Source organism: Allobaculum sp. Allo2 (assembly GCF_022701175.1).
Classification (GTDB): Bacteria; Bacillota_I; Bacilli_A; order Erysipelotrichales; family Erysipelotrichaceae; genus Allobaculum; species Allobaculum fili.
The window spans coordinates 1,904,155-1,930,977 of sequence record NZ_CP078088.1; the positions used below are offsets into that span (position 1 = coordinate 1,904,155).

General features: G+C 51.2%; 24 protein-coding genes, 1 tRNA gene and 7 pseudogenes. 4 read left to right on the plus strand and 28 right to left on the minus strand.

All coding sequences use genetic code 11. The features are described from left to right. Positions 1–8 precede the first annotated feature (8 nt). The 4 genes from KWG61_RS17615 to KWG61_RS10700 form a co-directional block, all read right to left on the minus strand. Positions 9–815: a GTP-binding protein gene (locus KWG61_RS17615; RefSeq protein WP_367614370.1), complete on the minus strand. Its 807-nt coding sequence runs from the start codon at positions 813–815 to the stop codon at positions 9–11. Positions 816–927: 112 nt separating this feature from the next. After that, positions 928–1,041: a GTP-binding protein gene (locus KWG61_RS17620; RefSeq protein ID WP_367614201.1), complete on the minus strand. Its 114-nt coding sequence runs from the start codon at positions 1,039–1,041 to the stop codon at positions 928–930. Positions 1,042–1,131: 90 nt separating this feature from the next. Then, complete coding sequence (locus tag KWG61_RS17625; protein ID WP_367614202.1) at positions 1,132–1,377, minus strand: hypothetical protein; 246 nt, start codon at positions 1,375–1,377, stop codon at positions 1,132–1,134. A gap of 41 nt (positions 1,378–1,418) precedes the next feature. Next, positions 1,419–1,970, minus strand: coding sequence for a methionyl-tRNA formyltransferase (locus tag KWG61_RS10700; RefSeq protein WP_242743712.1), 552 nt, complete (start codon positions 1,968–1,970; stop codon positions 1,419–1,421). A gap of 109 nt (positions 1,971–2,079) precedes the next feature. On the opposite strand from KWG61_RS10700, the gene rpsT reads away from it, so the two are divergent. After that, on the plus strand, positions 2,080–2,343 hold the full coding sequence (gene rpsT / locus KWG61_RS10705) for a 30S ribosomal protein S20 (RefSeq protein ID WP_230267785.1): 264 nt from the start codon (positions 2,080–2,082) through the stop codon (positions 2,341–2,343). A gap of 164 nt (positions 2,344–2,507) precedes the next feature. Here the strand turns inward: rpsT and holA are convergent, their stop codons facing one another. From holA to KWG61_RS10785, 16 genes and pseudogenes are all read right to left on the minus strand, one after another. Beyond that, positions 2,508–3,107: a DNA polymerase III subunit delta gene (gene holA / locus KWG61_RS10710; RefSeq protein WP_242743713.1), complete on the minus strand. Its 600-nt coding sequence runs from the start codon at positions 3,105–3,107 to the stop codon at positions 2,508–2,510. Positions 3,108–3,141: 34 nt separating this feature from the next. After that, positions 3,142–3,444 carry a hypothetical protein gene (locus KWG61_RS10715; RefSeq protein ID WP_242743714.1) on the minus strand — a complete coding sequence of 101 codons (303 nt, stop codon included), beginning with the start codon at positions 3,442–3,444 and terminating at the stop codon, positions 3,142–3,144. Between the two features lie 263 nt (positions 3,445–3,707). Next, entirely contained in the window at positions 3,708–4,361 is a 654-nt protein-coding gene (locus KWG61_RS10720; RefSeq protein WP_230267787.1) for a hypothetical protein, read from the minus strand. Between the two features lie 336 nt (positions 4,362–4,697). Beyond that, positions 4,698–5,167, minus strand: a pseudogene (gene greA, locus KWG61_RS10725) (transcription elongation factor GreA). 131 nt (positions 5,168–5,298) lie between these two features. Continuing rightward, positions 5,299–6,492 (minus strand): endolytic transglycosylase MltG, encoded by a 1,194-nt coding sequence (mltG, locus tag KWG61_RS10730; protein WP_256460669.1) that lies wholly within the window; start codon positions 6,490–6,492, stop codon positions 5,299–5,301. Continuing rightward, the gene (locus tag KWG61_RS10735; RefSeq protein WP_230267790.1) at positions 6,422–6,682 is read right to left on the minus strand and encodes a DUF1292 domain-containing protein; all 261 of its coding nucleotides are present in this window, start codon (positions 6,680–6,682) and stop codon (positions 6,422–6,424) included. Before KWG61_RS10735 ends, mltG begins: the two co-directional genes overlap by 71 nt. Positions 6,683–6,890: 208 nt before the next feature. Further along, positions 6,891–7,330: pseudogene (gene ruvX, locus KWG61_RS10740) on the minus strand (Holliday junction resolvase RuvX). After that, positions 7,331–7,581 (minus strand): annotated as a pseudogene (locus KWG61_RS10745) (IreB family regulatory phosphoprotein). It lies immediately after the preceding pseudogene. A 312-nt stretch (positions 7,582–7,893) separates the two neighbouring features. Next, a pseudogene (alaS, locus tag KWG61_RS10750) lies at positions 7,894–10,519 on the minus strand (alanine--tRNA ligase). 441 nt (positions 10,520–10,960) lie between these two features. After that, complete coding sequence (locus KWG61_RS10755) at positions 10,961–11,980, minus strand: ATP-dependent RecD-like DNA helicase (RefSeq protein WP_242743716.1); 1,020 nt, start codon at positions 11,978–11,980, stop codon at positions 10,961–10,963. A 65-nt stretch (positions 11,981–12,045) separates the two neighbouring features. Continuing rightward, positions 12,046–12,663 (minus strand): annotated as a pseudogene (locus KWG61_RS17630) (AAA family ATPase); the annotation flags it as partial. Beyond that, complete coding sequence (locus KWG61_RS10765; protein ID WP_242743717.1) at positions 12,603–13,061, minus strand: hypothetical protein; 459 nt, start codon at positions 13,059–13,061, stop codon at positions 12,603–12,605. The gene KWG61_RS10765 and the pseudogene KWG61_RS17630, both read right to left, overlap by 61 nt. 92 nt (positions 13,062–13,153) lie before the next feature. Continuing rightward, positions 13,154–13,414: a hypothetical protein gene (locus KWG61_RS10770; RefSeq protein ID WP_242743718.1), complete on the minus strand. Its 261-nt coding sequence runs from the start codon at positions 13,412–13,414 to the stop codon at positions 13,154–13,156. Beyond that, entirely contained in the window at positions 13,393–13,545 is a 153-nt protein-coding gene (locus tag KWG61_RS10775) for a hypothetical protein (protein ID WP_242743719.1), read from the minus strand. Before KWG61_RS10775 ends, KWG61_RS10770 begins: the two co-directional genes overlap by 22 nt. A 239-nt stretch (positions 13,546–13,784) precedes the next feature. Then, positions 13,785–14,883: pseudogene (gene mnmA, locus KWG61_RS10780) on the minus strand (tRNA 2-thiouridine(34) synthase MnmA); the annotation flags it as partial. A 229-nt stretch (positions 14,884–15,112) separates the two neighbouring features. After that, entirely contained in the window at positions 15,113–15,733 is a 621-nt protein-coding gene (locus tag KWG61_RS10785; protein WP_242743720.1) for a helix-turn-helix domain-containing protein, read from the minus strand. 823 nt (positions 15,734–16,556) lie between these two features. On the opposite strand from KWG61_RS10785, the gene KWG61_RS10790 reads away from it, so the two are divergent. Together KWG61_RS10790 and KWG61_RS16360 are read left to right on the plus strand one after the other, a co-directional pair. Then, a complete protein-coding gene (locus KWG61_RS10790; protein ID WP_256460671.1) occupies positions 16,557–17,417 on the plus strand; it encodes a siroheme synthase in 861 nt (286 codons plus the stop codon). 34 nt (positions 17,418–17,451) lie between these two features. Beyond that, on the plus strand, positions 17,452–18,696 hold the full coding sequence (locus KWG61_RS16360; protein ID WP_367614371.1) for a uroporphyrinogen-III synthase: 1,245 nt from the start codon (positions 17,452–17,454) through the stop codon (positions 18,694–18,696). Positions 18,697–18,850: 154 nt separating this feature from the next. Here the strand turns inward: KWG61_RS16360 and KWG61_RS10800 are convergent, their stop codons facing one another. From KWG61_RS10800 to KWG61_RS10825, 6 genes and pseudogenes are all read right to left on the minus strand, one after another. Then, positions 18,851–19,354 carry an 8-oxo-dGTP diphosphatase gene (locus KWG61_RS10800; protein ID WP_230267798.1) on the minus strand — a complete coding sequence of 168 codons (504 nt, stop codon included), beginning with the start codon at positions 19,352–19,354 and terminating at the stop codon, positions 18,851–18,853. Positions 19,355–19,450: 96 nt separating this feature from the next. Beyond that, complete coding sequence (locus tag KWG61_RS10805) at positions 19,451–20,287, minus strand: ABC transporter ATP-binding protein (RefSeq protein WP_230267799.1); 837 nt, start codon at positions 20,285–20,287, stop codon at positions 19,451–19,453. Continuing rightward, positions 20,280–21,265, minus strand: a pseudogene (locus KWG61_RS10810) (FecCD family ABC transporter permease). The gene KWG61_RS10805 and the pseudogene KWG61_RS10810 overlap by 8 nt, the downstream one beginning before the upstream one ends. Before the next feature lie 21 nt (positions 21,266–21,286). Then, positions 21,287–22,246: an ABC transporter substrate-binding protein gene (locus KWG61_RS10815; RefSeq protein ID WP_242743721.1), complete on the minus strand. Its 960-nt coding sequence runs from the start codon at positions 22,244–22,246 to the stop codon at positions 21,287–21,289. Positions 22,247–22,362: 116 nt separating this feature from the next. Next, on the minus strand, positions 22,363–23,535 hold the full coding sequence (locus tag KWG61_RS10820) for a nitrite/sulfite reductase (protein WP_242745668.1): 1,173 nt from the start codon (positions 23,533–23,535) through the stop codon (positions 22,363–22,365). After that, the gene (locus tag KWG61_RS10825; protein WP_242743722.1) at positions 23,535–23,918 is read right to left on the minus strand and encodes a hypothetical protein; all 384 of its coding nucleotides are present in this window, start codon (positions 23,916–23,918) and stop codon (positions 23,535–23,537) included. The genes KWG61_RS10820 and KWG61_RS10825 overlap by 1 nt, the downstream gene beginning before the upstream one ends. Positions 23,919–24,319: 401 nt before the next feature. Here KWG61_RS10825 and KWG61_RS10830 point away from each other — a divergent pair. Beyond that, positions 24,320–24,406 (plus strand) — tRNA-Leu (locus tag KWG61_RS10830). 164 nt (positions 24,407–24,570) lie between these two features. On the opposite strand, the gene KWG61_RS10835 is transcribed toward KWG61_RS10830, so the two are convergent. Beyond that, positions 24,571–25,632 carry a nuclease domain-containing protein gene (locus KWG61_RS10835; RefSeq protein WP_242743723.1) on the minus strand — a complete coding sequence of 354 codons (1,062 nt, stop codon included), beginning with the start codon at positions 25,630–25,632 and terminating at the stop codon, positions 24,571–24,573. Between the two features lie 74 nt (positions 25,633–25,706). Continuing rightward, positions 25,707–26,774: a hypothetical protein gene (locus tag KWG61_RS10840; RefSeq protein ID WP_242743724.1), complete on the minus strand. Its 1,068-nt coding sequence runs from the start codon at positions 26,772–26,774 to the stop codon at positions 25,707–25,709. Positions 26,775–26,823 lie beyond the last annotated feature (49 nt).

Genomic DNA, 26,823 nt, shown 5'->3' on the forward strand with positions numbered 1-26,823 from the left:
CAGCAGGCCTAAAAGCCGCAGCGAAAGCCAAAGCCAAGCGCCTGCGATGTTTCGGGCTCAAACTGAAGGGACGCATCGTTGAGCTGCAGCTTTTCGAGCGCTTCCTTTAAATCGTCATAACGGGCATTGTCGACTGGATACAGACCGGCGTACACCATCGGCTGCATTTCCTTATAGCCGTGCAGCGGCGCGTCCGCCGGCTGATCGGCGAGCGTAATCGTATCGCCGACCCGCACGGTTTTAATGTCCTTAACCGAAGCAGCAACCCAGCCGACATCGCCGGCGGAGAGCTTTTCCTTGTTTAAAAGCTTGGGCGTACGAACGCCGAGTTCCGTGACTTCGTATTCGGCTTTGGACTGCATCAGACGAATGCGGTCGCCGACTTTGAGTTCGCCGTTTTTGACGGAAACCCAGGCGATAACGCCTTTGTACGGATCGTAAACGGAGTCAAAGACGAGCGCCTGCAGCGGCTTGTCCTTGGAACCGGTCGGCGCCGGAAGCTTGTTGACGATTTCTTCGAGAACCTTATCGACGTTCAGGCCGGATTTGGCTGAAATTTCCACCGCTTCCGAGCAGTCGAGGCCGATCAGGTTTTCAATTTCCTGTTTAACGACTTCCGGCTGGGCGCTTGGAAGGTCAACTTTATTGAGGACGGGAAGTATTTCCAGGTCGTTTTCCAGGGCCAGATAGACGTTGGCCATCGTCTGGGCCTGCACGCCCTGTGCCGCATCCACGACGAGAATGGCGCCTTCGCAGGCGGCCAGCGATCGGGACACTTCATACGAGAAGTCGACGTGACCCGGTGTATCGATCAGATGAAAGAGATAGTCTTCCCCGTTTTTGCGTGATAAACCAGTTCAACGGCGTTGAGCTTAATGGTGATGCCACGCTCACGCTCCAGATCCATGGAGTCGAGAATCTGCGACTTCATTTCCCTCTTTCCACCGAATCCGTCAGTTCGAGGATGCGGTCGGCCAGAGTGGATTTTCCATGGTCAATGTGGGCAATAATTGAAAAATTACGAATGTGCTGTTGATCCAAATGAATCCCCGCTTTCTTATCGAGCAGGCTTCTGCCTTTTCCATTTAAAAATCGGCGGACTTCATGGCAGGCTTTCCTTCAAGCTGCACTTCATCGAGCAGAAACAGTCCTTCGTGTCCGCCCATGGCAAACTGTTTCTTTCCTTTTTGGTAAAGACGCCGATGCCTGGGGTTTCGCCCGGTTCGTAGCGTACTTCGAGAATCTTGAGCTTTTGCCATCGGCGATGACATAGGCTCCAGGTTCTCTGGACAGGGCACGGATCTGGCAGCAGATCTGACGATCATCCCTGCTCAGATCGACCTTTTCGTCTTCCGGCAATATTTTCTGCGCGTACATAGCCTTGCATGCATCCTGCTTTTGGAAGACGAGTTCGCCTTTCAGCAGAGCAGGCAGATTTTTACGATCAGCTTTCCGGCGGCTTCGCCCATTTTCTTAAAGAGCGTAGTCGAGGTTTCGCAGCTGTCGATTGGAATTTCAATACTGTCCGCGACCGGACCGGTATCCATTCCCTTTTCCATGAGCATGAGACACATACCGGTTTTGGGACAGCCGTCCCAGATCGCCCTTTGAATGGGAGCCGCTCCGCGGTATAACGGAAGCAGCGATCCGTGGAGATTGACGCACCCCTGTTTCGGTGCGTTCAGAACGCCTTCGGGGACGATCTGTCCGTAGGCGCAGGTTACGATCAGATCTGCATGGCAGTCTTCGATCGGTTTGTAGTCTTTGGAAATCTTCTCAGGTGAAAAGACGGGCAGGCCATGTTCAAGAGCAAGCTGTTTTACTTCGCAGGGCTGCAGTATGCCCTTGCGTCCTACCTTGCGGTCGGGCTGGGTAACTACGAGCACAATATTTGCCTTGTCATCAATCAGAGCCTGGAGAACATCCGCGGCAATTTGCGGGGTTCCCATAAAAATAATGCGATTTTCCATTTGTCGGCCCTCCTTTCGGATCACTATTATAAACGATAGTTATCCCTTTTGTTGCATCTCATAATTGGGTTTGCTATAATTTCAAAGCATTATGTCAGGAGGTGTCACCATGCCGCAGATCAAACAGCAGAAAAAGCGTGTTCTCACGAATAATAAAGCTAGAAGCCGCAATGTTTCGCAGAAATCCGCTCTCAAAACTGCCATTAAGAAAGTTCTTAAAGCTGTAGAAGCACAGGATAAAGAAGCAGCCCAGGCAGCTTACGCACAGGCTTGCTCCAAGCTTGATAAAGCTGTTGCCAAAGGTTTCAAGCATAAAAATTATGCTTCCAACCAGAAATCAAGACTGGCACAGGCTGTCAACTCCATTCAGTAAAATGAGAAACACGATATCCGATTGAAAGCTTAGCGTGATCCGTCGATATCGTTTTTTATTTTGATATACAATCCGTAAATCAGCCGTAAAAGGAACCCGATCGTGTAAACACATCGCGTTCCTTTTTCATTTAGCAAAATTTTGATATTCGCATACCGCGCGGATTAAATTTCCTGCGCTCCCACCTGCAAAATAAAGTTTTCAAAGCCGGCGTCCTTGTCGATCCGCCCGCTTTTCATGCTTTCATCCAGCCGGCTGAGCCAGGCGAGATCATCGAGCAGCTGATCGGCCCGGAAGCGACGCGCGTTTCGCATCGAGTTCCAGATCCGCCCGGAAGAAGCGTTCAGAATTTTCATCATGTCATTCTGACTGCGGCCTTCGTCCATGAGTACGCGAACCTGATAGACAAATCGAATCTGGCTGGCCAGCAGAGCGAGAATCGCGATCGGCTCCATATTCTGCCGTCGAAAATTCCGGTACAGGCCAAGCAGGCGGACTTTATCTTTTTCGAAGAGGGCATCTGTCATTTTAAAGACGTTCGTTGCCGGTTCGACGGTGGTCATCGCCTTCACATCCCCCATAGAAAGGTGATTCGAATAGAGCGCCATCTTGTCGAGCTGCATGGAAAGGTTCGAGGAAGAATAGCCGGCGTGCGCGCAAAACCATTCAAACGCACCCGGATCCATCGTAATCCCCTTTTCCTTCATCATTTCCCTTACTTCCGCCGGCTGTGTCTTTTCAGTCAGACCGATGCATTCGATCACGGTCGAATTGGTCGCCAGCGTCTTGATCGCCTTTTTACGGGTATCGATCTTTTGGAATGACAGAGGAAAACAACAACTTTATCGTCCGGCTTGCGTTCAGCGACTTTTGCCGGATCGACGCCAGAATCGTTTTTGCACCAAGAAAAGAGGCGTTATCCACGATCAGGAGCGTTTTCGTTCCAAACAGATTCATCGTATCCATCTCAAACAGAAGTGCCGCTTCCCCATCCGCTTTCGCATCGATGCGAACGGTCTCTTCGCATTTCTCCTTTTCGCGGATCTTTTCGAGCTTATACTGCATTCTCGCTTCGTCTTCACCGACCAGAATATACATCATGGCTGCACCCTCATTTCCTGACTGCCTGTTTCCATTCTCCAGAAGGAGAATTCGAATTGCCTCTATTGTACCGGTCCTCTTCTCGAAAGCCAAAATCGACCCATCGCAGGGCTGGGTCAGGAACCGTTGACCCGAAGCCAATTCTCCTCGCCTGCTCTCCGCCTGTTCCTCGCTCTCCTCTCTGTTTCCTGAAGAAAAAGGACCTGCCAAAGCGCAGATCCGAAAAAGGTACAAAAAGAAAAGCAGCTTGTTCTTTCCGTCGATCAGATTCTTGGCCCCTGCCAGAGATGCCGGCCGTACTGGGCATACATTTCGCTCATTCCCTGATACAGCGAAAGAATGGCGAACACGAACAGCAGCCAGGCGGAAAGCTGGGAAAGAAACGGAACAGAGAGCAGGTCGCCAAACGAACTGCTCAGAAAGCCAAGCGATACACAAAGATGAGCCACCCATACGTAAACGGGCGCATGCATCATCAGCGGCAGAAACGACAGCATGTATACGCCGCCCACCAGCAATACCACAGAAAGAATCCAGGGATGGAAATGAAGGTGACTAAGTTCTGCTGCGCTCCACGCGATCTGCGTCAGACCGTTTGCAAAGCCCAGAATAACAGAAAGAATCAGATTGATGTTTCCATGCGGATCATCCCGAAGCAGATTCATACGGCTTCCGGTAAAAGCCGCCACGCCAAGTGAAAGCTGCAAAACGCCCATGACTAAGCGGGCATCCGGTGTAATCATGACGATTTTAGACAGCCACGTCAGCGTGGCAAACATCGCAAAGACAAACTGCAGCGCCGGATCCGGTGAAGCGCCGCGCAGAATTCCCGGCTTTGTCATCGACGAGGAAGAATCCGCCGCTTTGGGCAAAATATCGTTTTCCATTCTGGATGAAGGATCCATTTCGTTTTTCATATTTCTCCTCCTTTGCCGGTTTGGATACGCCTGATTTTCTCTTTCGAATATTGAATTCTGGATTGGTCTGCACTCTGGTTTCCGTTCCAGAAATGCATTCTGGAAAAGGATGAGACAAAAAATGCGCAGAGAAACAGGCGCAGACAGGCGGCAGATCCAGATCGGGCTTTCGCTTCCATTATCCAGAACGAGCACAATCCCTTCCCTTACGGTGCCCGCTTTTGCCCGATCGGCGCCAGCCCCATCCAAAACACGTAAAGCTCCATAAGAAAAAGGCACTTCCTTTCCAGAGAAAAGAAATGCCTGATGATTTTGAAATGGAGTCAGGATGAAAAATCAGCTGACGGATTCGATGCGGACTTCGTAAGGTTCGTCAACGCCTTTAACGACAACCGTATCGCCGGCTTTTTATCCATGATCGCTTTGACAACCGGAGTTTCATTGGACACTTTGTGTTCGTAAATGTCCGCTTCGAATGTACCTACGATCGTAAAGCTGAACGTGGAGTTATCGGAAAGATCGCGGATCGTTACGTTGGATCCAAGACGAACGTTTTTCGCGTCGCCGGTATCTTCTTCGATCAGAACCGCATTTTTGATAAGCGCTTCGAGTTCCTTGATACGGGCTGCTACACGGGCCTGACGGTCACGTGCAGCATCGTAGTCGGCGTTCTCGGACAAGTCACCCTGAGCACGGGCTTCCTGCAGTTCAACGATGACCTGCGGCTGAACGACATGAATCAGATCTTCAAGTTCGGCTTTATATTTGTCGAGACCTTCCTGGGTCAATAAAATCTTTTCTGCCATTGATTATTTCTCCTTACCTTATGCCATACAACAGACGTACGCTGTTTTCTGACGTATGTATTTCCTGCCGATTCCAAATGCAGAACGGGCAGTCAGAAACAGGTGAATTGTACCACAGCCTCAAAACCGACTTAGTAATTGAGGTTGTATTTTTCCACGTTTTCGAGATGCTCTTCGTAAGTTCGTGCAAAATGCGTCGCGCCGTCTCCATAAATGTCGCTGACAAAATAGAGATAGTCGTTATCCGCTGGGGAAAGCGCCGCATCTAAAGCCGCTGCACCCGGATTGAGAATCGGTCCGATCGGCAGACCGTCATGCATATAGGTGTTGTAGGGCGAATCGATATCGGCATTGGTTTCGCAGTCTTCCGGCTTTTCGAACTGGTCATACAGTGCGTAGCACACCGTGACGGAGCTCTGAAGCGGCATGCCCTGCTCGAGGCGGTTTTTAAACACGCCGGCGATATCAGGCATAATCGACGCATCGCCCGATTCAAACTGAACGACGCTCGCAAACGTAACGATCTGCTGGACGCTCATCGAGGAGGCATCAAACTGCGCTTTATGTGCATCATAATATGCCTGGAACTGATCGAGCATCATGTAAGTGACCTGTTCGGCGCTCATGTCGAAATCCATGTAGTAGGTTTCCGGGTACAGATAGCCTTCGAGTTTTACAAAATACTGATCGTTGCAGACTTCCTCGGGATTGAGGAAGGAATAGCGCGTACTCGCCTGCTGAATGAACTCATTGCTGTTCCACAGATCGAGAAGCTGATCCGCCGTCAGATCCGGCAGCGCTTCGCTGATTCGCTTGGCGATATCCTTGGCCCAGCTTCCTTCCGGAATCGTCACGACCGCATAGGAGGCGGCGAGATTGGCCGGATCGGAAAGATAGTCAAGGATTTCGGGAACGCTCATGTTTTTCGCGAGTTCGTACGTGCCCACGTAATAGGAAAAGCCATCGTGAATTTTGGAATACCATTCGGCTGCCGTCCGGTTTTTCAGAAGGCCGGCTTCGTCAAGCGACGTGAGAACTTCAGCGGCGCTTTCACCTTCGGTAACTTTAATCGCGATGGATTCGGTCTGGTCAGAAACGGGTTCAAGTCCGCTCTGAAACCAGAACCAGCCTCCGGCTCCTGCGGCAAGCACAAGAACCAGAAGGATGATGGTAACAGTTAGTCCGACGTGTGATTTGCGTTTTCTTACTTTTTCATTGCAGGAAAGACAGTACACTCCGTCAGGTCGACCTGAACTAGTCTTCTGTTTCCTCCTCGTCGGTCGCAAAAGCGCCGATGACTTCTTCAACCATGTTCCATTCGTCATCGGTTTCGATCGGAATCAGTTCGCCTTCATCGTTATAGGCGGAAGCGAATACTTCCTCTTCCGTTCCCTGCGGATCCTGGAAGACGACGTACTGTTTTCCTGTGTTCGGATCGTCAAACGTAAACAGAATGACCATGCGTTTTTCTTCGCCGTTTTCATCAACGACGTACAGTGAATTCGAGTCAATCATCGCGGTTTCTCCTTTCAGCTCCCTCAGGCCTGAGGGATTCCCCTTATTACAGCTTTCTTTTATTTCTTTCTTACTGATGAACAGAATTCAGGGCAGATGATTTTTCGCTTATTTGTGCAATCGTCTGCTTCCTTTTTGACTGTTCCTGTTCATTGTACCGAAAACATTGCCAGATTCTAAACGAATCTGGCGAATGAACAGACATGCATCAATTAAAAGGCATCACCAGTCCGCCGCTCTGGCGGTCGAGATAGCTCTGCAGAATCTGTACGGCGGCCATCTGGTCGATGATCTGCTTTCTTTTCTTGCGCTTTACGTTGCCGGAAATCAGGATCTTCTCTGCGGCGGCGGTCGTCAGACGCTCATCCCAGAGTTCCACCTGGATGCCTTCGGCTTCCAGCAGTTTGGCAAACTTTTCTGAAACCTGACCGCGAATGCCGATATCGCCGTTCATGTGGCGCGGCAGACCGAGTACGACTTTTTAACGCCGTTTTCCCGGATCACCTTCAGTACATCCTGCAAAGCCGCATCGTAGTCGTCCGGTGCAAAGCGGACCGTGGTCAGCGCTCTGGCGATCATGCCAAGCGGATCGCTGATCGAAATGCCGCAGGTTACCGATCCAAGATCAAGTCCGATAATCCGTTCCATTTATTTCTCCAGATACGCCCGGACGAGTTCTTCAATGATCTCATAGCGTTCAATCTTCTGGATGGTATTTCTGGCATCTTTATAAGAAGAAATGTAGGCAGGATCGGAACTGATCAGATATCCTGCGATCTGGTTTTCGGAATTGTATCCGCGTTCCTCGAGTGCTTCAGAAACTTCGCGAAGAATCTTTTGATGTTCTCACGACGGATTTTTTCCGTGGTAAACATCACGGTTTCAGTAATACGGGCCATAATTTACCCTCCTCTATAATATTCTAATCATACACCAAGAAAAACAGGCTGAAAAGCAAGCGCCAAAAGCGCTCCAGAGACGTCAGGCGCGCAGTTTCCGCCCTTTTCCTGGATTCGAACTGCCTCCAGCATACCTTCTTTTGGACGCAGTCTTTCTTCTTTGCCTGTTCCATTCGGACAGCGTCCGAACAAAGCAAGAGAAAAGCATGCAGGAAAACTCTCTTCGCTGCATGCTTTCGTCTTGCCTAACGCATTGATTTTCGGCTTGTATAAAGCCGTTTTGGCTCTGTTGATTTTGTTACTGATCCAGAATTAGAGCGATTTGGCCATCGCGGTAAAGGAATCGAAGGCTTCGCCGATCTTGGAGGCATCGCTGCCGCCGGCCTGAGCGAGGTCTTTTTGCCGCCGCCTTTGCCGCCTGTAAGTACTGCGGCTTCACGAACGACGGTTCCTGCATTGACGCCTTTGACGATTGCATCGCTTCCTGCAGCAGCAACCAGCGTCAGCTTATCGCCGTTCTGCGCGATGAGCAGAATGGCTGCTTTCGGGTCGTTTCCTTTAATGCTGGAGGCAATTTCCTTCAGAGCCTTGCAGTCCATGTTGTCGACTTTCTTGCAGAGAACATGAAGGCCGTTGATGTCCTTGGATTCCATTGCCCATTCCTTGCACTTGAAGGAAGCAATCTGGTTTTCGAGTTCCGCAATTTTCTTCTGCAGATCTTTCATCTGATCGAAAGCGGAATCGATCTTCGCATCCAGATTTTTAATGCCTTTCGCCTTAGCGGTGTGCGCAATGTGCTCAAGCATTTTCTGCTGCGCTGCGAAATCGTTATACGCCGCCTTGCGGGTCTTGGCGGTAATACGACGGGTATCGGAACCGATGGATTCCTCGCCGACGATCTTGAGCACACCGATTTCACTCGTGTTGTCAACATGGCAGCCGGCACAGAATTCCTTGGAGACGTCGCCCATCGTTACAACACGAACCTGATCGCCGTACTTTTCATCGAACAGCGCGGTCGCACCGGTTTTCTTTGCGTCTTCAATATCGAGGATTTCCCAGGATACAGGAATGGAGTCGGTAATCATGTCGTTGACTCTGGATTCAATTTCCGCGAGTTTTTCTTCGCCGATCTTATCGCGCATGTTGAAGTCAAAACGCAGATAGTCCGGTCCGACAAAGCTTCCGGCCTGATGAATCTGATCGCCCAGTACGGATTTCAGTGCGCTCTGCAGCAGGTGCGTTGCCGAGTGGTTGGCCGTTACGTTTTCGCGGCGGACCGCATCCACGCTCTGCCATACGGTATCGCCGACATGCAGGATGCCTTCATCGAGTTCGATTTTGAGCAGGTGCTGCTTGTTGCGGGTTTTAACGCCATCCACTACGCGGGCTTTTACGGTATCGGAGCTGATCGTTCCGGTATCGGCAACCTGACCGCCGGACTGTACATAAAACGGCGTAACATCCAGGATCACCTGACCGTCGCCGTCGAGTTCATCGACAAGATGACCGTCCTTGAAGAGAGCGATGACTTTGCCTTCTTCGGCAAGAACGTTGTAGCCGTTGAATTTGCACGCGCCGGTGAAGTTCATCAGATCTTCGTTCTGGCTGGCGAAGGAATCTTCGACATTGCGGGCAGCACGTGCTCTTTCCTTCTGCTGCTTCATCTGTTCGTCGAATTCTGCGCGATCCGCTTTCAGACCGTTTTCTTCGGCGATTTCCTGGGTCATTTCAAACGGGAAACCGTATGTGTCGTAAAGCTTGAAGGTAATTTCACCGCTCAGCTTGCCGTCTTTGGCTTTGGCCATTTCATCATCGAGCAGCGCCTGACCGTTTTTCAGAGTTTTCTTGAAGATTTCTTCTTCCTGACGGATGACTTTTTCGTTTTCGTCAATTTTATCCGTCAGATACGGATAGAAGTCTTTCATGTTTTCGCTGACGGTCGGAACGAGCTTGTAAAGGAACGGTTCATCCAGACCGAGCTTCAGACCGAAGCGAACGGCACGACGGAGTACGCGGCGCAGAACGTAGCCGCGGCCGGAGTTGGAGAAGCCGGCACCGTCGGACAGCGCGAAGACGAGCGTACGGATATGGTCGGCAATAACGCGGAAGGCCATTTTGTTTTCGCCTTCGTATTTTTGCCGGAAAGTTTTTCAGTTTCGTGAATGATCGGCAGGAACAGATCGGTATCGAAGTTGGTTTCGCCGTCCTGAACGAGCGCAACCAGACGTTCGAGACCCATGCCGGTATCGATGTTTTTCTGCGGCAGTTCCTTATAGTCCTTGCGGTCGATCGAAGGATCGCAATCGTACTGGCTGAATACGATGTTCCATACTTCGATGTAGCGATCGTTTTCCATTTCTTCAAAGAAGAGCTTTTCGCCAAGGTGCTGCGGATCGTACTTTTCGCCGCGGTCAAAATGGATTTCGGTGTCTGGTCCGCCCGGACCTTTGCCGATCTCCCAGAAGTTTTCCTGGGTACGCAAAATGTGCCTGGGATCTACGCCGCATACTTCGGTCCAGATCCGGTACGCTTCGTCATCATCCGTATAGACGGTGATGTAGAGCTTATCCTTGTCGATGCCCATCCATTCATCACTGGTCAGAAATTCCCACGCAAACGGAATGGCTTCCGGCTTGAAGTAATCGCCGATGGAGAAGTTTCCAAGCATTTCGAAGAACGTATGGTGACGGGCGGTTTTGCCGACGTTTTCAATATCGTTGGTACGAATGGATTTCTGCGCGTTGGCAATCCGGTTTTTCTTTGGCTTTTCCGATCCGTCAAAGTATTTCTTCAGTGCGGCGACACCGGCATTGATCCAGAGAAGCGTCGGGTCGTTATGCGGAATAAGGCTTGCACCGGGTTCGATCATATGGCCCTTGGATTCAAAGTAATCCAGAAACATCTGACGAACCTGATTTCCGGTAAGTTGTTTCATATGACTCCTTTCAGCAGTTTCCTGCTTATAATTCCCATTTCAAACTCGAATCTGAAGCGGCTATCAGAGCGTATGGACAGACAAAATAAAAAACGCCCCTGTTTCCAGGAACGTGTACACGCGATGCCATCCCGGTTTGCCCATGGTTTTCCCATGGACACCCTTAATTTTCTGATAACGCCAGACTGCGGCAGCTCAAGGATGGCTCGAGACAGATGCGCTGTCTTCTTTCACCGCCGAAGACTCTCTGCAAGCCGCAACTCTGTCCTTTTTCCCTTCAATGCTGCTTTTAGAAGTATAAACTCTCAAAAAGCTGTGCGCAAACAAATCCCATAAGAACACGTGCGGCCTTCCCATTCGATTCCCGATCGCCCATCCAAAACGTACACAAACTTCGGGCTACGCTCTGGAAACAAAAGGACGCCTTATGTCGCAGGCATCCTATTTTGTTTCTTCAGAAGACTGGGATCGGAATTCGTCGTGCAGATCACCGGAATCCGATTCGTTTTCGCCGGCTGCATCGGACGCGTCCGGCTGAATACTTAAAGCTCTCTGATCCATATCGGCCGAATCTCCCGGATCCAGCGCTTCGTCCAGATCGAGATCTTCGATGGCGGATAAATCTACAATTTCCTTATCGATCGCCGATGAATCGGCATGGGTTTCATTTAAAGCGGATAAAACGGTCGATTCGTTTGAGCGTACCGGTTCTGCCTCAGCAGCCTGTGCAATCTGGGCATGATAGGCCGGCGAGGTCAGCGATGTGCCCGGCAGCGGCATATTCGTTCGGCTGACTGCTTTTTGTGCCTTCTCGCCTTGCTTTAGGCGTTTTTCGGCTACGCGTTTTGCGCAGAGGATTTTCCAGCGCAGACGTTCCTTGAGCGTGGTCTGCCGCGAAGCAGGATCGATACGTCTGGCGCAGATTTCAAAAACTTCCCGGACCGAAACAATCTTAAGATCCCGCTTGGCCCGGGAAACAGCGGTATAGACCAGACGTTTTGCGCTCATCTTCATCGCCTGTTCCGGAAGGGAAAATACAACGTCCTGATATTCCGAACCCTGCGCCTTATGGACCGAAACGCACCAGGCGTGGGAAATCATTGCGTTGAACGGGCTGGTCACTTCGTATTCGATGTTGTCAAAATGCACGAGAGCCGTACGGGTTTTCGGGACGATTTCCACGATTTCTCCAATATCGCCGTTGTAAATGCCTTCCTGAGCGATATTCACTTTTAACATGACTTTATCGCCTTCCCGGTAATGCACTTCGTGATAGCCGCCCTGGTTATGTCTTACTTTTTCTACGATTTCCGGCTTTGAAGTCGAAAAGGGGTTGAGCAGTTCCTGCATAATCGCATTCAGCTCAAATACGCCGCCTTCCCCTTCGTATTTCGGAGAAAGAATCTGCACCTTGCCGGGATTTGGCTTTTCCATGACGATCTGCGCGATCTGCTCCGACATTTTTTCTCAGGCGCGCAAAGTTCGACGCCATCCGAAAATTCGAAGGGCTGCCCTTGCGAATTTCATCCGACAGTTTTGCGATGCCGCTGCCTTTTTCTGACGGTAAAGCTGGTCGAGATGAATCGTGGGAAACTCTTTTGAAGCGATCAGATCGCTGAGCACCTTGCCTTCCCCAACGCTTTCGAGCTGTTCTTCATCGCCGATGATCAGAAGACGGGTATTTGCGGGCATCGCTTTGAGCAGTGCAGAAAAGAGACGCGTATCGACCATGGAAAATTCATCCACGATCATAAAATCGCTCGAATACAGATTGTATTCGTTTTTTCGAAGACATCCGCATCGGGATCCCAGCCAAGCAGCGAATGAACGGTACGTCCCGTGGAGCCCGTCAGTTCGCTTAAGCGCTTGGCAGCCCGTCCAGTCGGCGCACAGAGCTGATAGCGGCAGCCGGGCATTACGGTATCCAGACATTCGAGAATGGCTTTGACGATCGTTGTTTTACCGGTTCCGGGACCGCCGGTCAAAATGGAAACCGGACTGGAAAAGCACGTCTCAATCGCTTCGATCTGCTTTTCGCTGTACGTAATGCGATCGCGCCGTTCAATCTGCGCGATCTTTTCGATCAGAGACTGCCGGTCATATCCAGGATTGGATGAACCCGGATGTTCCTGCATCTGAAGCATCCGTTCAGCCAGAAGATCGCAGATCGAATTTTCCGCTTCCCAGAGAAACCGCGGAAATACGCGGTCTTTTCCAGCTTGATCATTTCACAGTTGGACAGGGTAATCAGACTTTCTTCAAAATGGTCCATCCGCTCGCAGAGCTCATACAGAAACGGACGGACAATGAATGTACTGCCGCTCTGGAAACAGGCGTTTTTCAGTTCGTAGTAAATTCTCGCTTCTGCGCGCTGGTGATCCGTGGCGGAAAGCTTCAGTCCGTTGGCAATGCGCGTACAGGCGCCATACGTTACGCCCATCCCGCCGTAAAACGGGGCGAAGCAGCTTTTCTGTAAATCTTCCAGAGAGTAATTGCGGGCGAGAATCGCACGCGTTTCGGACAGGCTGACGCCCCAGTGCATCAGGGTCAGAGCGAGTTCTTCTTTTCCCTGCAGATTCGCAATGCCTTCGCTGACGCGTACCGCCAGATTTGGGCGCAGATCGCATTTGGTGATCAGGACTTCCGGATTTTCTCGAATTTTCTCAAGCGCGCTTTCCCCGAGCGCGTCGACGATTTTTCGGCGCTGCGCTGGCCGACATACGGGAAAAAATCGGAACTGAGAAAGCGGACCAGCGTCTCTTCCTTGCTGGTTTCCTGCGCCTGCCAGCTTGAAACTTCAAACTGAAGTCCATAGCGGGGATCCTGAATCCAGTGTCCGAAAAGCGTCACCGCGTCTCCGACGAGCAGAGAATTCAGACCGCCGCCCTTGAACACCAGATCTCTTTTTCTTCATACTGCAGACGGCCGATCTTAAAGCTTCCCCGCTCAAAAATGAAAGTGCGGACGGTTCCGCTTATCGATTCGGTTTCCGGCTGTTCCAGCTCCAGCGTTTCGTACTCGCTCATAACTTCTCCCGTCTTTCTGGCCATTCCATTTCGAAATTGGAAATCGATCCGGCTTGCTTATTTCGTGTCTTCGGTTTGAGAAGACGCGCTGTTCTGCTCTTTGGCAGCTTTACGTCGGGCCTTTCTGGCCTTTTCCCGCTCTTTTGCTTCTTTTTCTTTAATGCTTCCGCCTGACGAACGGCCTCTTCTTTCATTGCGGCTTCGGCTCGGGTCTCGATCGTTTCAAAGACATCGCGATCTTCAAAGAAAACTTGTTCAATGACACCGCCGCCCAGGCATTTATCGGCCATGTAAAATACGGCTTCCTGACCAGGCGTAACGGCTTCGACACCCTGCGGATAGGAAACGATCGCCTGATTGCCATGAACCTCGAGGGTTACCGGAATGTCCTTCTGGCGATAGCGGAATTTCACCGTGCACTGTTTCGGGAATTCAAATCCGTCGGGAACGAGCCAGTTGATCCTTTCAATACGGGCACGATCCGAAACGAGCCAGTGCATCTGGTCGGTACGGGCTACGAAAAGAAGGTTTCGTTCGACGTCCTTTGCTGCGACAAACCAGGGGCCGACAAAGCCGGTAATGTTTAAGCCTTTTCGCTGACCGATCGTGTAATACAGCACCCCCTGATGGGTACCCAGTTCCCGACCGGTATCGATATCGATGATCTTTCCTTCTTTCGCCGGCAGATAGTTGCTTAAAAACTCCCGGAAGTTGCGTTCGCCGATAAAGCAGATGCCGGTGGAATCCTTCTTTTGGAAACCGAATCCAGAAGAAGCTGACCGGCCAGCCTGCGCACTTCCGGCTTAGTCAGCGTACCTAATGGAAAGAGCGTTCTGGAGAGCGGCTCTTTGGCGATCTGCGCCAGAAAATACGTCTGGTCCTTATTCTGATCGGCGGCACGGCCAAGCCAGGCAAATCCGTCTTCGTCAATGCGCGAGCAGTAATGACCGGTCGCGATAGCATCGAATCCGTTTTCCATGGCGTATTTATAAAAGGAGTCAAACTTGATGTACTGATTGCACAAAATATCCGGATTCGGCGTCCGGCCTTTTTGTATTCTTCCAGGAACGTCGTAAACACGTTGTCCCAGTACTCCCGTACGAAATCGACACGAAGCAAGGGCAGCTGCAGATGCTTTGCAACGGCCTGGGCATCGTGATAGTCCTGCTCCTGCGGGCAGACGGAATTGTACAGATCCGGATTTCCCGCAATGTCATGGTTGAGAAACGAATCCCAGTTGCGCATGAAGCAGCAGGTCACTTCATGGCCCTGCTCCTTCAGTAAATAGGCGGCAATGGCACTGTCCACGCCCCCGCTCAGTCCGACGAGTACTTTCATACTTGAACTCCTTTCCTGTTCTGTTTCGATATTCCTTCAAGGATAAACTGCCAGAGAAAAACGGCTGCCGGATCCCGTCTGTTCTGAAACCGTGCAGACTTTCCTCTTTTCGTCCTTTTCTTTTGGCGCCTGAGGACGCGAAAACCTGCACCGTTAAGATTGTGCAGGGAAATTTGCAGTTCTTTATATTTTGGACTTCCGAGGGCAGTCTGTCAAAACTGCCTCTTTTTCACAAGACGGGCAGTCCAGACGGCCGGCAAGGCCAGTATGAGAAAGCAGCAGCCGACTCCAGGCCGGTCTTATTAGGGGTATACGCAGATCCGCAGCCGAGCCTTTCTCTATTTTCAGTCTGGTTTCGATATTTTCTGTCTGGTTTCTGGCGATCTGTCTTTGCTGTCCCATGGAAAAAGGCTGCCCTTTTACAGACAGCCTTAAATAGTGGTTTTGGGATACGGTGCAGCAGCTGAAAAGCGAAGCCTTCAGTCCATCTCTTCAACCGGTTCTTCAGGCAGACAGAGAACCGGGCCTTCCCGTTTTGTAATGCTGCGTCCTCAATAGGAATGAAAGAAATCCGCAGTTCCATCCCCAGGCCGTCGGCCAGCCGCTTGAGCAGCTTCAGGGAAGGGTTGCGATGTCCCCGCTCGAGCTTGGAGATATCGCCCTGGTCAATACCGGTGCGGCGGGCTAGCTCGCTCTGCGTGATCTGCAGTCTTTCCCGGGTATCCAGAATGGCATGAACGATTGCGTATTCAGGACTGCCTTCTTCGAGGTCAATCGGTGTTTCCCGCTTTGAAATAACCATAATCAGATCGGCTTCTCCAAAAGGTCCGTCATGAACCGGACCTGTCATTTTCTTCACGTGCCGGCGAAAGCAGCAGCCGGACAAAAACCGTACGAAAGAAAACAGCCCCTGCTGGATTTCAAAATCCAGGCTGCCTGCTTCATGATGCATTTCAGGAGCTTTGCACTCAGAATTCCGGTTTGCGAAGAAGCTTTTCCTTTCTGAACTCGCCGGATCGATTCACGTTCTTAAAGCCCATGGAACGTCTTTGAACAATCTTAATCCGGCCGGGGTGGGAATAATGAGGCGGAAAGTACCCATTCAGCATTTTTTCTGTCGATAAATTAAGATTTTTGTATACCTTTATCATCTTTACAGGGTAATAGAATTGCACGAAATTGTGCTGAACGTGTCTTTAAATTTAGTTTGTATCTTTATGAGACAATTTACAATATTTTTTATTCGTCTTCCACAATTTTATTCAAATCGGATCCGGATTATGTTGAAATCCGATTCAAATGGGTTCGAATCGTTTTGTGATGATAGACTCATCCATTTGAATGCGCATTCATTTTGAAGTGTTCCTGTACATTATGCCCCCTTCCCGGAATTTCCTCTACTTATAAAGAAAAGAGGGTTGCTTTTGTTAAGAACAAGTAAGGGAAAAAGCGCTGTGAAAGAATTCCTTTCATTTTCATTAACGATTCCTTATTGCTTTCTAATATAAAAGTGCTAAATTCCAGCTCCGGTCATTTTTAAAAATCCGTTTTGTCCGTCTTTTTCCCTGCCCGAATTTCCTTTCCCGTTTCCTTCTGGAGAAATCCTGTTCGTATTTAAGTACCTTTTCTCGATCTTTGCGTACGATAGTCTTGCCTTATGTTTCATTTAAGGCGTGCAGAAAGATGGAGTTTTTATTCATGGCCTGGTTTCCTCTGTTTTTGATCTGGAAAACAAACCCGTTCTCATTCTGGGCGGCGGTCATGCCGCTCTGGAAAAAGCGCAGCGGCTTCTTCCCTTCCATGCCCGTATTACGGTCTGTTCCCCTTCTTTTCTTGAAGCATTTGCGTCTTTACCCGTGATGCAAATCGAGCAGGAATGGTCGCCCGACTGGTTTTGTCCGACCGACTATCTGCTGATCATTGCGGCGACCGATCAGCCCGAAATCAATCACGCGATTGCCCTGTGGGCCAAAGAGAAAAACGTTCTTTGCAACTGCGTGGACGATCCGGACTGGTGCACCGTCACCTTTGGAGCGGTCGTTTCCGGAACGGAGTACGCTATCGGCATTTCCACTTCCGGCGCTTCGCCGACGGCTGCCCGCTATTTAAAACAGAAAATCCGGGAGATCGTCCCGGAAGACTTTGATTCCATTCTTCTCTGGCTGAAGCAGCTTCGCCCTTATATTCGCGAGACCGTTCCGTCTTCCCTTCGGCCCGTCGTTTTTCGAAGGCTGTTTGAAGACGCCATACGGAAAGGAAGTGCCCTTTGTGCAAAGGAAGTCGAACGGCTGATTGAGCACGCAGAACACAGGAGGAACTCTATGAATCGAAAGCCTGAAATTTCTCTGGTCGGGGCCGGATGTGCCGGTATTGAAGGCCTTACACTCGCTGCCCGGCATGCGATCGAACGCGCGGATGTCATCGTCTATGACCGTCTGATCGATCCGGAAATTCTGGATTTAAACCCCAATGCTGAAAAATCGAACGCGGCAAGCGCGGACATGAAAAAGCTCCAGTCAGCAGGAAATTCATGAACTGCTTCTGGAGCTTTCAAAACGGTATGCGCATATTGTCCGTCTGCAGGGCGGCGATCCGATGGTCTTTGGCCGCGGCATGGAAGAAATCGAAATTCTTCGACAGCACAATATCGATCTGCAGGTTCTTCCCGGCATTTCGAGTTTTTACGGCATTCCCGCCAAAGATCTCTTTGGTCTGACCCGGCGAAATGTTGCCGGCGGATTCATGGTTCTGACCGGAACGAGCGAAAACACACCGCGAACAAAGGAAGAATGGAAAAACATTGCTGAATTTTCCGGAACGATCGTCTTTCTGATGGCGATGAACCGGCTTGATGAAATTTCCCATCATCTGATGGAAGCCGGTATGGATCCGCATACGCCCTGCGCCATTTTTTCGTCACGCTCATCCATGATGACCGCCAGCGCTTCCTGCACGCTCGATTCGCTTTCTGCCTGTGCAAAAGAGCATCAGCTGTTTTCGCCGGCCATCGTAGTCATTTCCGGAACGGCCGCTTTATACGATCCGCCCAGGCATTTGCGCGTCGGGCTTTGCGGATCGGACGCTCTCAATCAGAAGCTGAAAGATCTTCTCCCCGCTTCTGTGCAGTATCAGCAGCTGCTCAAAGTCCGCTATCACGATCTGCCTTTGCCAGACGATCTGTTTGATTCAGGTCTGCCGCAGTGGATCGTTTTGACCAGCGCGCACGGCATTCATGTCCTCATGCGCGAATTTCAGCGCCTGCACATCGATCATAGGAAACTGGCCAATACCCGGTTTGCGCTGATCGGACGCCAGAGCGCCAGAGTTCTCGAATCGTACGGGATTTTCGCCGACCTTGTCGCATCGCCTTCCTCCAGTCAATCCCTTCTTGAAACCCTCAAGCCCGAACTCGCTGAGGGAGATCGCGTTTTCCTCGCACAAAGCCGGCAGGCCATTGATGTTCTCTCCAGAGGACTGCAGGAAATTTCTTCGATTACTGTGCTAGAACATCCGCTCTATGAAGTGACTTTTGAAAGTTCGAGCATGGATTTTCTCCCGGCAAAAGTAAAAGACGATTCACCGGCCTGGAAAGAGCTTCTCCAGACGGATGTGCTCGCCGTTTCCAGCCGGGAATGTGCCAAAGCCGTCCTGCGCGATCATCTGCTCGACCGTACAAAATGTATTGTTGCCATTTCGAAAGAAGTTGCCGATATTCTGGAAAATGAACGCAGTAAGAGAGCGATCGATCTTCGCATTGCCGAAACGCCAGATGCACACGGCATGGCCGAAGCCATTGAAACGCTGCTTCCCTGACCCCATCACGTATGCAAAGACCCAAAATACGAAAACAGGAAACACGAAGACATAAAAATGCGAACAGCCAGCTTAAAGCCGTTCGCATTTTTCGTGCAGTCAGAGATTTCCTCTGCCTGTTTCTTTTGAAATTTTCGTTGGAAGCCAGACCGGATCAGCTTCCGGCTTTGTGTTCGGCTTTGAGCTGTACCGGCTGCTCTTTGTCATCGTAAAAGAGAATCGGCACATACAGACCGTCTTCGATTCGATACTGAAATTCACCGAGATGATCGTTGTCCATCGCTTCCAGCATCAGATCAAAGTCCATGACGAGTCCCTCTGGGAGTTCATCCCTCTTAAACCAGCGGTTTTCGCCTTCTTCGCTGGAAATCAGACTGCCTTCGAAGTCGTCTGAGCGAAACAGGAAAACGATATAGCGGGAATCGCCATGAGGAAACTGTTTCACGCCGACCAGTTTCACCGTACGCAGGCGCAGCCCGGTTTCTTCGAGAACTTCCCGCTTGCAGGCGTGGACGAACGATTCGCCGTGTTCGACATGGCCGCCGGGGAAAACCCAGCCGTCCCATTCGCCTTTATTCCGTTTCTGTAAAAGAATTTCATCATTCCGTGTGAGCAGACAGATCGTCGTCAGCTCGCAAGATTCGAGTTTATGCTTCATCGTTTCGTACCTCTTTTCTCTCTTTTCAAACCGGTCCTGTATAAACCGTTTGAGCCGTAAAGAAAACGTACACCCATTCCTGAAAATCGAAAAAGTTTATTCATCCCGTACCGTAAAGAACGTTCGATTTTCACGAAGCGGAAACAGTCTGGCTGTTCGGGTAGACGGGTCCCAGTCGTTCAGGCGGATCTCGAAAACTTCCTGTAGAAGATCGCTTTGGGCAAGTTCGATTGCGCTGCCCTGAAACACTTTCTGATGTCCATCCAGGACGAGAATTTCATCCGCATAGCGTAAAGCGAGATCAAGATCGTGCGCCACGACGACGAGAATGCGCGAAGGATCTTTCAGCATGCAGAGCAGATCCATGAGTTCAAAACGCGCGGAAGGATCGAGGTTGGCTCCCGGTTCATCCAGAAACAGACAGTGCGGGTTTTGAACGAGCACCTGTGCGATGGCCGCTTTCTGCCGTTCGCCAGCGGACACTTCATCCAGGCGATGCGTCGCCAGCGCGTCAATCGACAATGCACGCATCGCATCCTGTGCCCGTTTTGCTGCATCTTCTGACTGCATGCCGGAGAGATCTGTCTTCCCGGCTTTTTTCCAGAAACGCGAAAACCGGCTCTCTTCTCTGGCGTAATCGCCCAGTTCCACAAAGCGCTGAACGCTCATCTGCACATTGAGCGTATCGTCCGCGATTCGCCCGGTAATTCTCGCCCGTTCCATCGCAGAAAGAGGAAGGAGATTTTTCCCGTTGTACAATACGCTGCCGCTTTGCGGTTTCATCCAGCCGCCGAGAATGGAAAGCAGCGTACTTTTGCCGGAACCGTTGCGGCCGAGGATGATATACAGCTTTCCTTCTTTAAAATCGGAGGAAAAGTCTTGGATGACGACTTTGTTTCCGTAGCCGGCGCGAATATGTTCAGCTTTAAGCATCCAGTTTTCTCCTTTCCAGAAGCAGATAGAGAAAATACGGACCGCCAGCCAGTGAGAGGACCAGTCCGGCCGGCAGCTCCCACGGAAGCAAAATCCAGCGGCCGATCAGATCCGCCGCGCCGACGAGCAGTGCGCCGACCAGAACGCAAAGAAGCAGAAACGTCTTAAACGGCAGACGATAGCGCGAAAGCCAGGCAGGGACAATGAGGCCGACAAAGCCAAGCATGCCGCAGAGCGAAACGACCCCGCACGCCAGCAGCGCGCAAAGAAACAGAAAGAAGACACTCCATTTTTCCACATTCAGACCGAGCGTCTGTGCCTGCCGGTCGCCAAGCGTAAACATTTCCAGTTCTCTGGAAAAGAGGAACACCAGAACAATTGCCGGCAAAATCAAGATGGACGCATACAGATCCTTATTTAAGGAAAGCGAAGCCAGCGATCCGATCTTAAACGAGGCATAGCCGCTCAGCGCATCCGGGACCAGGACGGTCAGAAGATCGATCCCGGCAGAAAACAGCTGGCTGATCGCCATGCCCGCCAGCAGGATTGTCAGCCGGGACGCTTTTCGCTTTCTGGCCAGATTGGCGACGAGAAGGCCGCACGCCAGACCGCCAAAAAGCCGAACACCGTTCCTGCGCTGAAGGAGAGCGGAAAGAGACTGCTGCCAAGAATGGTAAAAAAGCCGACCGAGGCGTTGACGCCGATGATGTTGGCCGAGGCCAGCGGATTATGCAAAATGGTCTGGACCAAAGCGCCGGAGAGCGCGAGCGCACTTCCCGCAAGAAGAGCGCCAAGTACGCGCGGCAGACGCAGATGCAAAACGATCGAGCGCATCGATTCCTGCATCGGATCCAGCCAGCCGGCCGGACCGGCCAGTATGGAAATCACAGAAAGCCCAACCAGGAGAATGAGCGCGCCAAGCACCATTTTGCGCGGTTTACTCGCCATAGACGATCGTTTCGAGATTTTCCAGAGCATCCGCCCACTTCGCGTTTGGCTTCAGGTTGTACAGCTTCTGATCGAGGACATACACTTTTCCGTTTTTAACCGCGTCCAGGTTTTTCCATGCATCGCTCTGAAACAGGGCATCGGCGATTTCCTGCGCCTGTTCGTTCGTTTTTCCCTGCGCGACATAAAAATCTGATCCGGGTTTTCTTTCGCGATGACTTCCATGGACAGCGTGTCCAGACCGTCTTCGCCAGCAATGTTTTCCGTTTTCAGATCCGCTAACATGGAGCCTAATACTGAGTTGGAAGAGCCAAGCGCCTTGATTCCCTTTCCAGTTTCGCGAAGAGCCAGAACTTTTGGCGGGTTATTGCGCTCTTTGTTTCGAATGGCTTCGATGCGTTTCTGCTGTTCGAGACCGTTCTTTTCATAGCTGCTTGTATCCCCGGTAATACGACAGAACTGTTCCAGGACGCGCAGATAGTCTTCAAAGGAAGACACATCATAGTAAACGACAGGAATGCCGGATTCCTCCAGCAGATCCGCCATTTTCTTCTGAGAATCGTTTTTGGCACTGGCGATGACCAGGTCCGGATCGGATGAGAGCAGCGTTTCCTGCGCAATGGATTTCACATCGCCCAGATCCTGTACCTTTTCGGAATCGAGATCCAGATCAAAGGACGTCCACGTATCGTGCGCCGCTGCCGCAATCTGATCCTTGCCGCCGGCATCCGCAAAAAGGTCCGCAAAGCTTCCGATCAGAATGGCTGCGCGCTCCGGCTTTTGAATTTCGACCTCACGGCCAAGATCGTCCTTAAGAACAATCGTCTGCTCATCCGTCTGGGTGTAAAGCGCCGAAGAGAGCGAGGACGTCTGGGAAGAAACGGAAGCATCCGCGGTTTGCGAAGAGTTCGACGCGCAGCCGCCCAGAAGAGAAGTCACGGCGGCGCAAAGCAGAAGGCGCGAGGCTAAGGAAGATTTTAAATTCAGGTTTCGTTTTGTAATTTTGTTCATAAGACAGTATTTGAATGGTGTTTTGAAAACCGGTGTAAGAAAACCGGTCTGAATCAGGAAAACGCTTCGGGATCAGAATTCTGATGCCGAAGCGTGAGTGAAAATCAAATTGGATATTAAATCAGGTAATCGGCAGCGGCTTCTTTTACTCCGTCTGGATTGGCCTTTTCCCAGGCATCATAGCCCATGCCAGAAGCTTCCACGATGCGCGCGAGATGGATCAGGAAATCCGGAATGCGATCCAACCGGAATATTGCCGAGCTCCACGCCCATTTTTCTTCGCCCTGTTCATCGTTTCCTCCGGCATAAAGCAGGAAGGTCGGAACCGGCTTCTTATCGACGACTTTCAGAGCGCCGCGGAAACCGATCTTGCCGATCTGATGGGCGGCACAGCTCGACGGGCAGCCGGAAATATGAATCTGCGGCAGAGCGTCATCGGCGACGCCGGCTTCGCTGACTTTGGCCAGAATCGTGCGCAGCAGATCCTGCGAATCGCGCAGACCGACCTGACAGATGGACGCACCAATGCACGATTCGGACGTTTCGAACGCCGTCCGCGCCGCTTCGGATTCAATGATTTCCAGAATCTGACGGGCTTCGTTTGCAGTCAGGTTAATGATATAGGCCCCTTCGTCCGGGGACAGTCGCATTTCGACCTGATCCATATGTTCGAGAGCGCCGGACAGACGGCCGAGCGTTTCGATCGAAGGAACGCCGCCGCGCGGATGGAAGAGAACGCTGTACAGATCGCCGTTGGTCTGATGCTTCACGATGAAGGACTCTTCGAGCGGTTCGCCCTCGCCTTCCTTGTGAATGCGCAGATCTTCAAAATTGTCTACATACAGGTTCTTTTCTTCTTTGAGCTTGCGGAATTCCTTGTCGAATTCCTCGATCAGACGATCGCGGCCAAGGCTTTCCTGCAAATAGCGGGTTCTGGCTTTGGAGCGGTTTTCGTAGTTGCCGTATTTACGGAACAGGCGGATCATCGCTTCAATGACGTACAGAATCTTACCCGGTTCCAGGCTTTCTTTGACTTTTACGCCAAATTTAGGATTGTTTCCCAGACCGCCGGCGATATAGACATCGTAGCGGCCGTCTTCTCTGGCTACAAAGCCAAGATCGCGGAACGTCGCATGAGTGACGTTGGATTTCGAATTGGAGAACGCGACTTTCAGCTTGCGGGGCATTTTGTCCTGGTCGATGAAATCGAGCAGGAATTCAGCAGCCGCAAGGGCATGGGGCATAACGTCAAAGTATTCTTCTTCCACGCCGCTGAGCGGAGAGCACATCACGTTGCGCGGATAGTCGCCGCCGCCTCCGTAGCAGACGATGCCGACATTGGGGCCTGCTCCATAATGTCGCAGACGGTATCGACATCGAGATCGTGCAGCTGGATGGTCTGGCATGTTGTAAAGTGCGCCATCTTGACATCGTGCTTGCGAATCATTTCAACAATAAAGCGCAGTTTTTCCGGCGTGACGCGGCCGCCGCTCATACGCAGACGCAGCATGCTTTTCTGGCCGCCGCGCTGGGCGTAGCTTCCGTATTTTCCGGAGAAGCCTTTGTATTCCTTCATATTCATCTGGTGATTGAAGAATTTTTCCGCTCCTTCGCGAAATTTCGGAACGACTTTCTTATATTCATCGTAATCGACAGGTTTTAAAACAGACATGGATATTTACCTCTATTCCACTTCAGTATAATACAGTGCATTTTCTGACACCCCTTACTTGAATCACAAATCTGAGGATTTTGACGTGCGGCTGTCTCCGCCCGGCTTCGTTTTTGAAACGTGTATATATCCTTTGCGGTTCCTTTCCTGCTCATTTCGGATAAAAGAGCGTCTTCTCTGTTTTCTGTTCAAAATCTGGAACCTTCTATCTTCTTCCCCTTTTCTGGACTGCGCAGGATCCGCCTTGCTTCGTTCGCACGGAGTGCCCGCTGGATTGTGGAATATCACGCTATTCCTTCCAGGCTGCGAAACATGTCCTCGTGCCTGTCCGATTCGTCGGCTCTGGCGGCTTTTGATCTTTCCGTTGAATCCCTTTTGGATTTCTTTATAATGAACACGTTGCCCGCGTGGTGAAACTGGTAGACGCAGTGGACTCAAAATCCATCGACAGCGATGTCGTGCCGGTTCGAGTCCGGCCGTGGGCACCATTTTCGAACTTCAGTCCCCAGATCTGGGGATTTTTATGAAACGAAATAACGCGCAGATCCATACGGAAATCTGCGCGTTTTGTTATGCGGGGTGAACAATGAAATCAATCCGCTCACTTAATCGCCGCTCACTCAATCGGATAAATCCGAATGAACTGCGTCGTTTAGAGGTTCTTCGTTTTTTGCGCTGTATTTTCGTCGATCCCGTTTTCCGGCTCCAGTCCGGAAAAATCGACAGAGCGATCGACCGGCTCCTCGACCGGATTATCCTGTGCCGGATCCGAATCGAGCGAAGATGGGGTCATAGGCGGGAACGCTTCCTGATCTTCCGTGGCCTCCATCGTTTCGAAGTCTTCCTCAAACGGATCTTCGGGGTCAGCCTCATCGGGATCAAACAAAGACGCCTGCGAGAGTAGTGCCAGCGAGGCCAGCGGCGATTGCGAATCCAGATTGGCGGGAAGCAGACTGTCGCTGTCCGAAACATTTAGCGGCCGCTCGTAAATCGCTCGGGCCTTTTCGATCTGATTGGTAAAGAGACGCTGCAAAGCTTCAAACTGATCGGCCTGCCGGGTTCCCGGATATTCGTAAAGCGAAATGATTTCGACCTGCGGAAAGATCGACTCCGAATCGCGGACCAGATCGTAAATCGAGCGGGCGATGCGCAGACGAGTCTGTACTTCCGGATTTCGTCCATTGAATACGTAAAGACCGGTAATCTGATCGTCCGGATGAATCGGCGAAATGGAAAACAGATACTTGAAGATCAGCGGGAAAATTTTCTGCTTTTTGACATCGTGCGACGTGGAGTACTTGGCATCGCCGAGAATGTAGCGGGCGCCTTTCCACTTTGGACTTTCAATGCGGAATACGTAGTCCGGCGTGTAGTACGTTCCATAGGAAGATTCTTCACTGCCCTTGATCGGCATCGAAATCGATGTGGAGCGGCCAAGGCCGGTAATCGCGCGGTCTGGATGCTTGTGGTTGTAGATGACCGGCTGATAGTAAAGCGTGATTTTCAGATCGTCCTTCTGATAAATGTAGACGTTGTTGATCTCGGTGTTCTTATAAAACGTATCGCTTTCAAACGTGTAGTTGACCCGGTACGAACGGGTGCGCTGAAAGCCGCTGCTTTCGAAAAACTCGCCCAGCTTCGTCAGAACGTACACTTCATACATTTCCGTAATCTGCAAAAACGTTCGAACGAAGCGAAGATCGCCGACACTCACGTTTTTCCTCGCGAAGCAGCGGCTGATGCTTTCGTAAATCAGACGGTATGCGGGCAGCTGACGGAACGCCGGGGTCAGCGTCGGCGCTTTTTCAGTTCAATGAGTCTGGCCGGAATGGCACGGGAATACACCTGATACAGATAACGGAACCCCGCGAGCAGATCCCGCAGTTCGTTTTCTGTCGAATCAAACGAGTTTTTCATGACTTCGTACAGGAAGGCCGCAGAGTTCTGCATGTTCGTGATCGTCTTGTCATGAAGAACCGACCGGGCAGGAATCAGCTTTTTCTCCCTGGCCAGTTCGGGAATCATGGCTTCAATATCGTCGCAGACACCCTTGAGAAACGAGAGAGTGACCTGATTTTCGTACACATCCGTCGTACTGAGCGTCTGATCGACGTGCGAGAGATCGGGAATATATGTGTTCATTCCAATACGCAGACCGACGCGGGAATCGCGAACACGATGCAGGGCTTCTGGATGTCCCAGCAAATACCGCACGCTGGCCTGCATGGACTGGCTGCTGCCGTTCTGAGAGTGAAGCGCAGCTTTTCTTGGCCGCAGGCGAATGAGCCGCCAGGACCGTTCAAAAAGCGTCGCGGTCTGCTTGAGCTGACGGATCTTGTCTTCAAGCGAATAGTAGCCGGGCCCTTTAGATCCTTCCCGGGTATCGTAGTCTTCCCTGGTTCCGTAAAAGAGCATCGGATTGTGACGGGCAATATAGGCGCCCATGGAATTGACGGAATAGTTTTCGTCCGTCAGCGGCGTGATGACTTCGATGTAGTCGGAGTAAAACATCTGAGCCGGTCCGCTGGCGTAAGTCACCCGGATGGTAAAGCGCGCAAAGCCAAAGGCATCGGCGAAAATCGATTTCGACCGGCCGCCGGGCGCGAAGTAGAGACGGTTGGTATTGGCGTAGTAGGTGGCACTGATCGGATAGTGGTTCAGCTGAACTTCCACATGCCGTATGTAGCCGGCACGCGGAACGCTGAGCTGCGCCGAATACGATCCCGTGGCATACACCTGGGCTTTCTGCGCTTTTAACAAATAGGAGAGCGGCAGTACTTCATCGGCCGGATGCAGCGGAACTTCGATCAGTTCCGCCCGGTAGTCGTCATAAAGCCGCAGTACGCTTTCGGACATCAGCTGAAGAACTGATAGAACTGCATGGAACCGTCTCCTTTTTCCATGA

Bases quoted from the DNA above. Each gene is read 5' to 3' on its own strand.
- KWG61_RS17625 (WP_367614202.1), bottom strand. From the start codon at position 1,377: ATGTACGCGCAGAAAATATTGCCGGAAGACGAAAAGGTCGATCTGAGC.
- KWG61_RS10700 (WP_242743712.1), bottom strand. From the start codon at position 1,970: ATGGAAAATCGCATTATTTTTATGGGAACCCCGCAAATTGCCGCGGAT.
- rpsT (WP_230267785.1), top strand. From the start codon at position 2,080: ATGCCGCAGATCAAACAGCAGAAAAAGCGTGTTCTCACGAATAATAAA.
- KWG61_RS10715 (WP_242743714.1), bottom strand. From the start codon at position 3,444: ATGATGTATATTCTGGTCGGTGAAGACGAAGCGAGAATGCAGTATAAG.
- KWG61_RS10720 (WP_230267787.1), bottom strand. From the start codon at position 4,361: ATGAAAAACGAAATGGATCCTTCATCCAGAATGGAAAACGATATTTTG.
- mltG (WP_256460669.1), bottom strand. From the start codon at position 6,492: ATGACGAATGGAACATGGTTGAAGAAGTCATCGGCGCTTTTGCGACCG.
- KWG61_RS10735 (WP_230267790.1), bottom strand. From the start codon at position 6,682: ATGATTGACTCGAATTCACTGTACGTCGTTGATGAAAACGGCGAAGAA.
- KWG61_RS10755 (WP_242743716.1), bottom strand. From the start codon at position 11,980: ATGTCGGAGCAGATCGCGCAGATCGTCATGGAAAAGCCAAATCCCGGC.
- KWG61_RS10765 (WP_242743717.1), bottom strand. From the start codon at position 13,061: ATGCACTGGGGCGTCAGCCTGTCCGAAACGCGTGCGATTCTCGCCCGC.
- KWG61_RS10775 (WP_242743719.1), bottom strand. From the start codon at position 13,545: ATGAGCGAGTACGAAACGCTGGAGCTGGAACAGCCGGAAACCGAATCG.
- KWG61_RS10785 (WP_242743720.1), bottom strand. From the start codon at position 15,733: ATGACAGGTCCGGTTCATGACGGACCTTTTGGAGAAGCCGATCTGATT.
- KWG61_RS10800 (WP_230267798.1), bottom strand. From the start codon at position 19,354: ATGAAGCATAAACTCGAATCTTGCGAGCTGACGACGATCTGTCTGCTC.
- KWG61_RS10805 (WP_230267799.1), bottom strand. From the start codon at position 20,287: ATGCTTAAAGCTGAACATATTCGCGCCGGCTACGGAAACAAAGTCGTC.
- KWG61_RS10815 (WP_242743721.1), bottom strand. From the start codon at position 22,246: ATGAACAAAATTACAAAACGAAACCTGAATTTAAAATCTTCCTTAGCC.
- KWG61_RS10820 (WP_242745668.1), bottom strand. From the start codon at position 23,535: ATGTGCTCTCCGCTCAGCGGCGTGGAAGAAGAATACTTTGACGTTATG.
- KWG61_RS10825 (WP_242743722.1), bottom strand. From the start codon at position 23,918: ATGTCTGTTTTAAAACCTGTCGATTACGATGAATATAAGAAAGTCGTT.
- KWG61_RS10840 (WP_242743724.1), bottom strand. From the start codon at position 26,774: ATGTCCGAAAGCGTACTGCGGCTTTATGACGACTACCGGGCGGAACTG.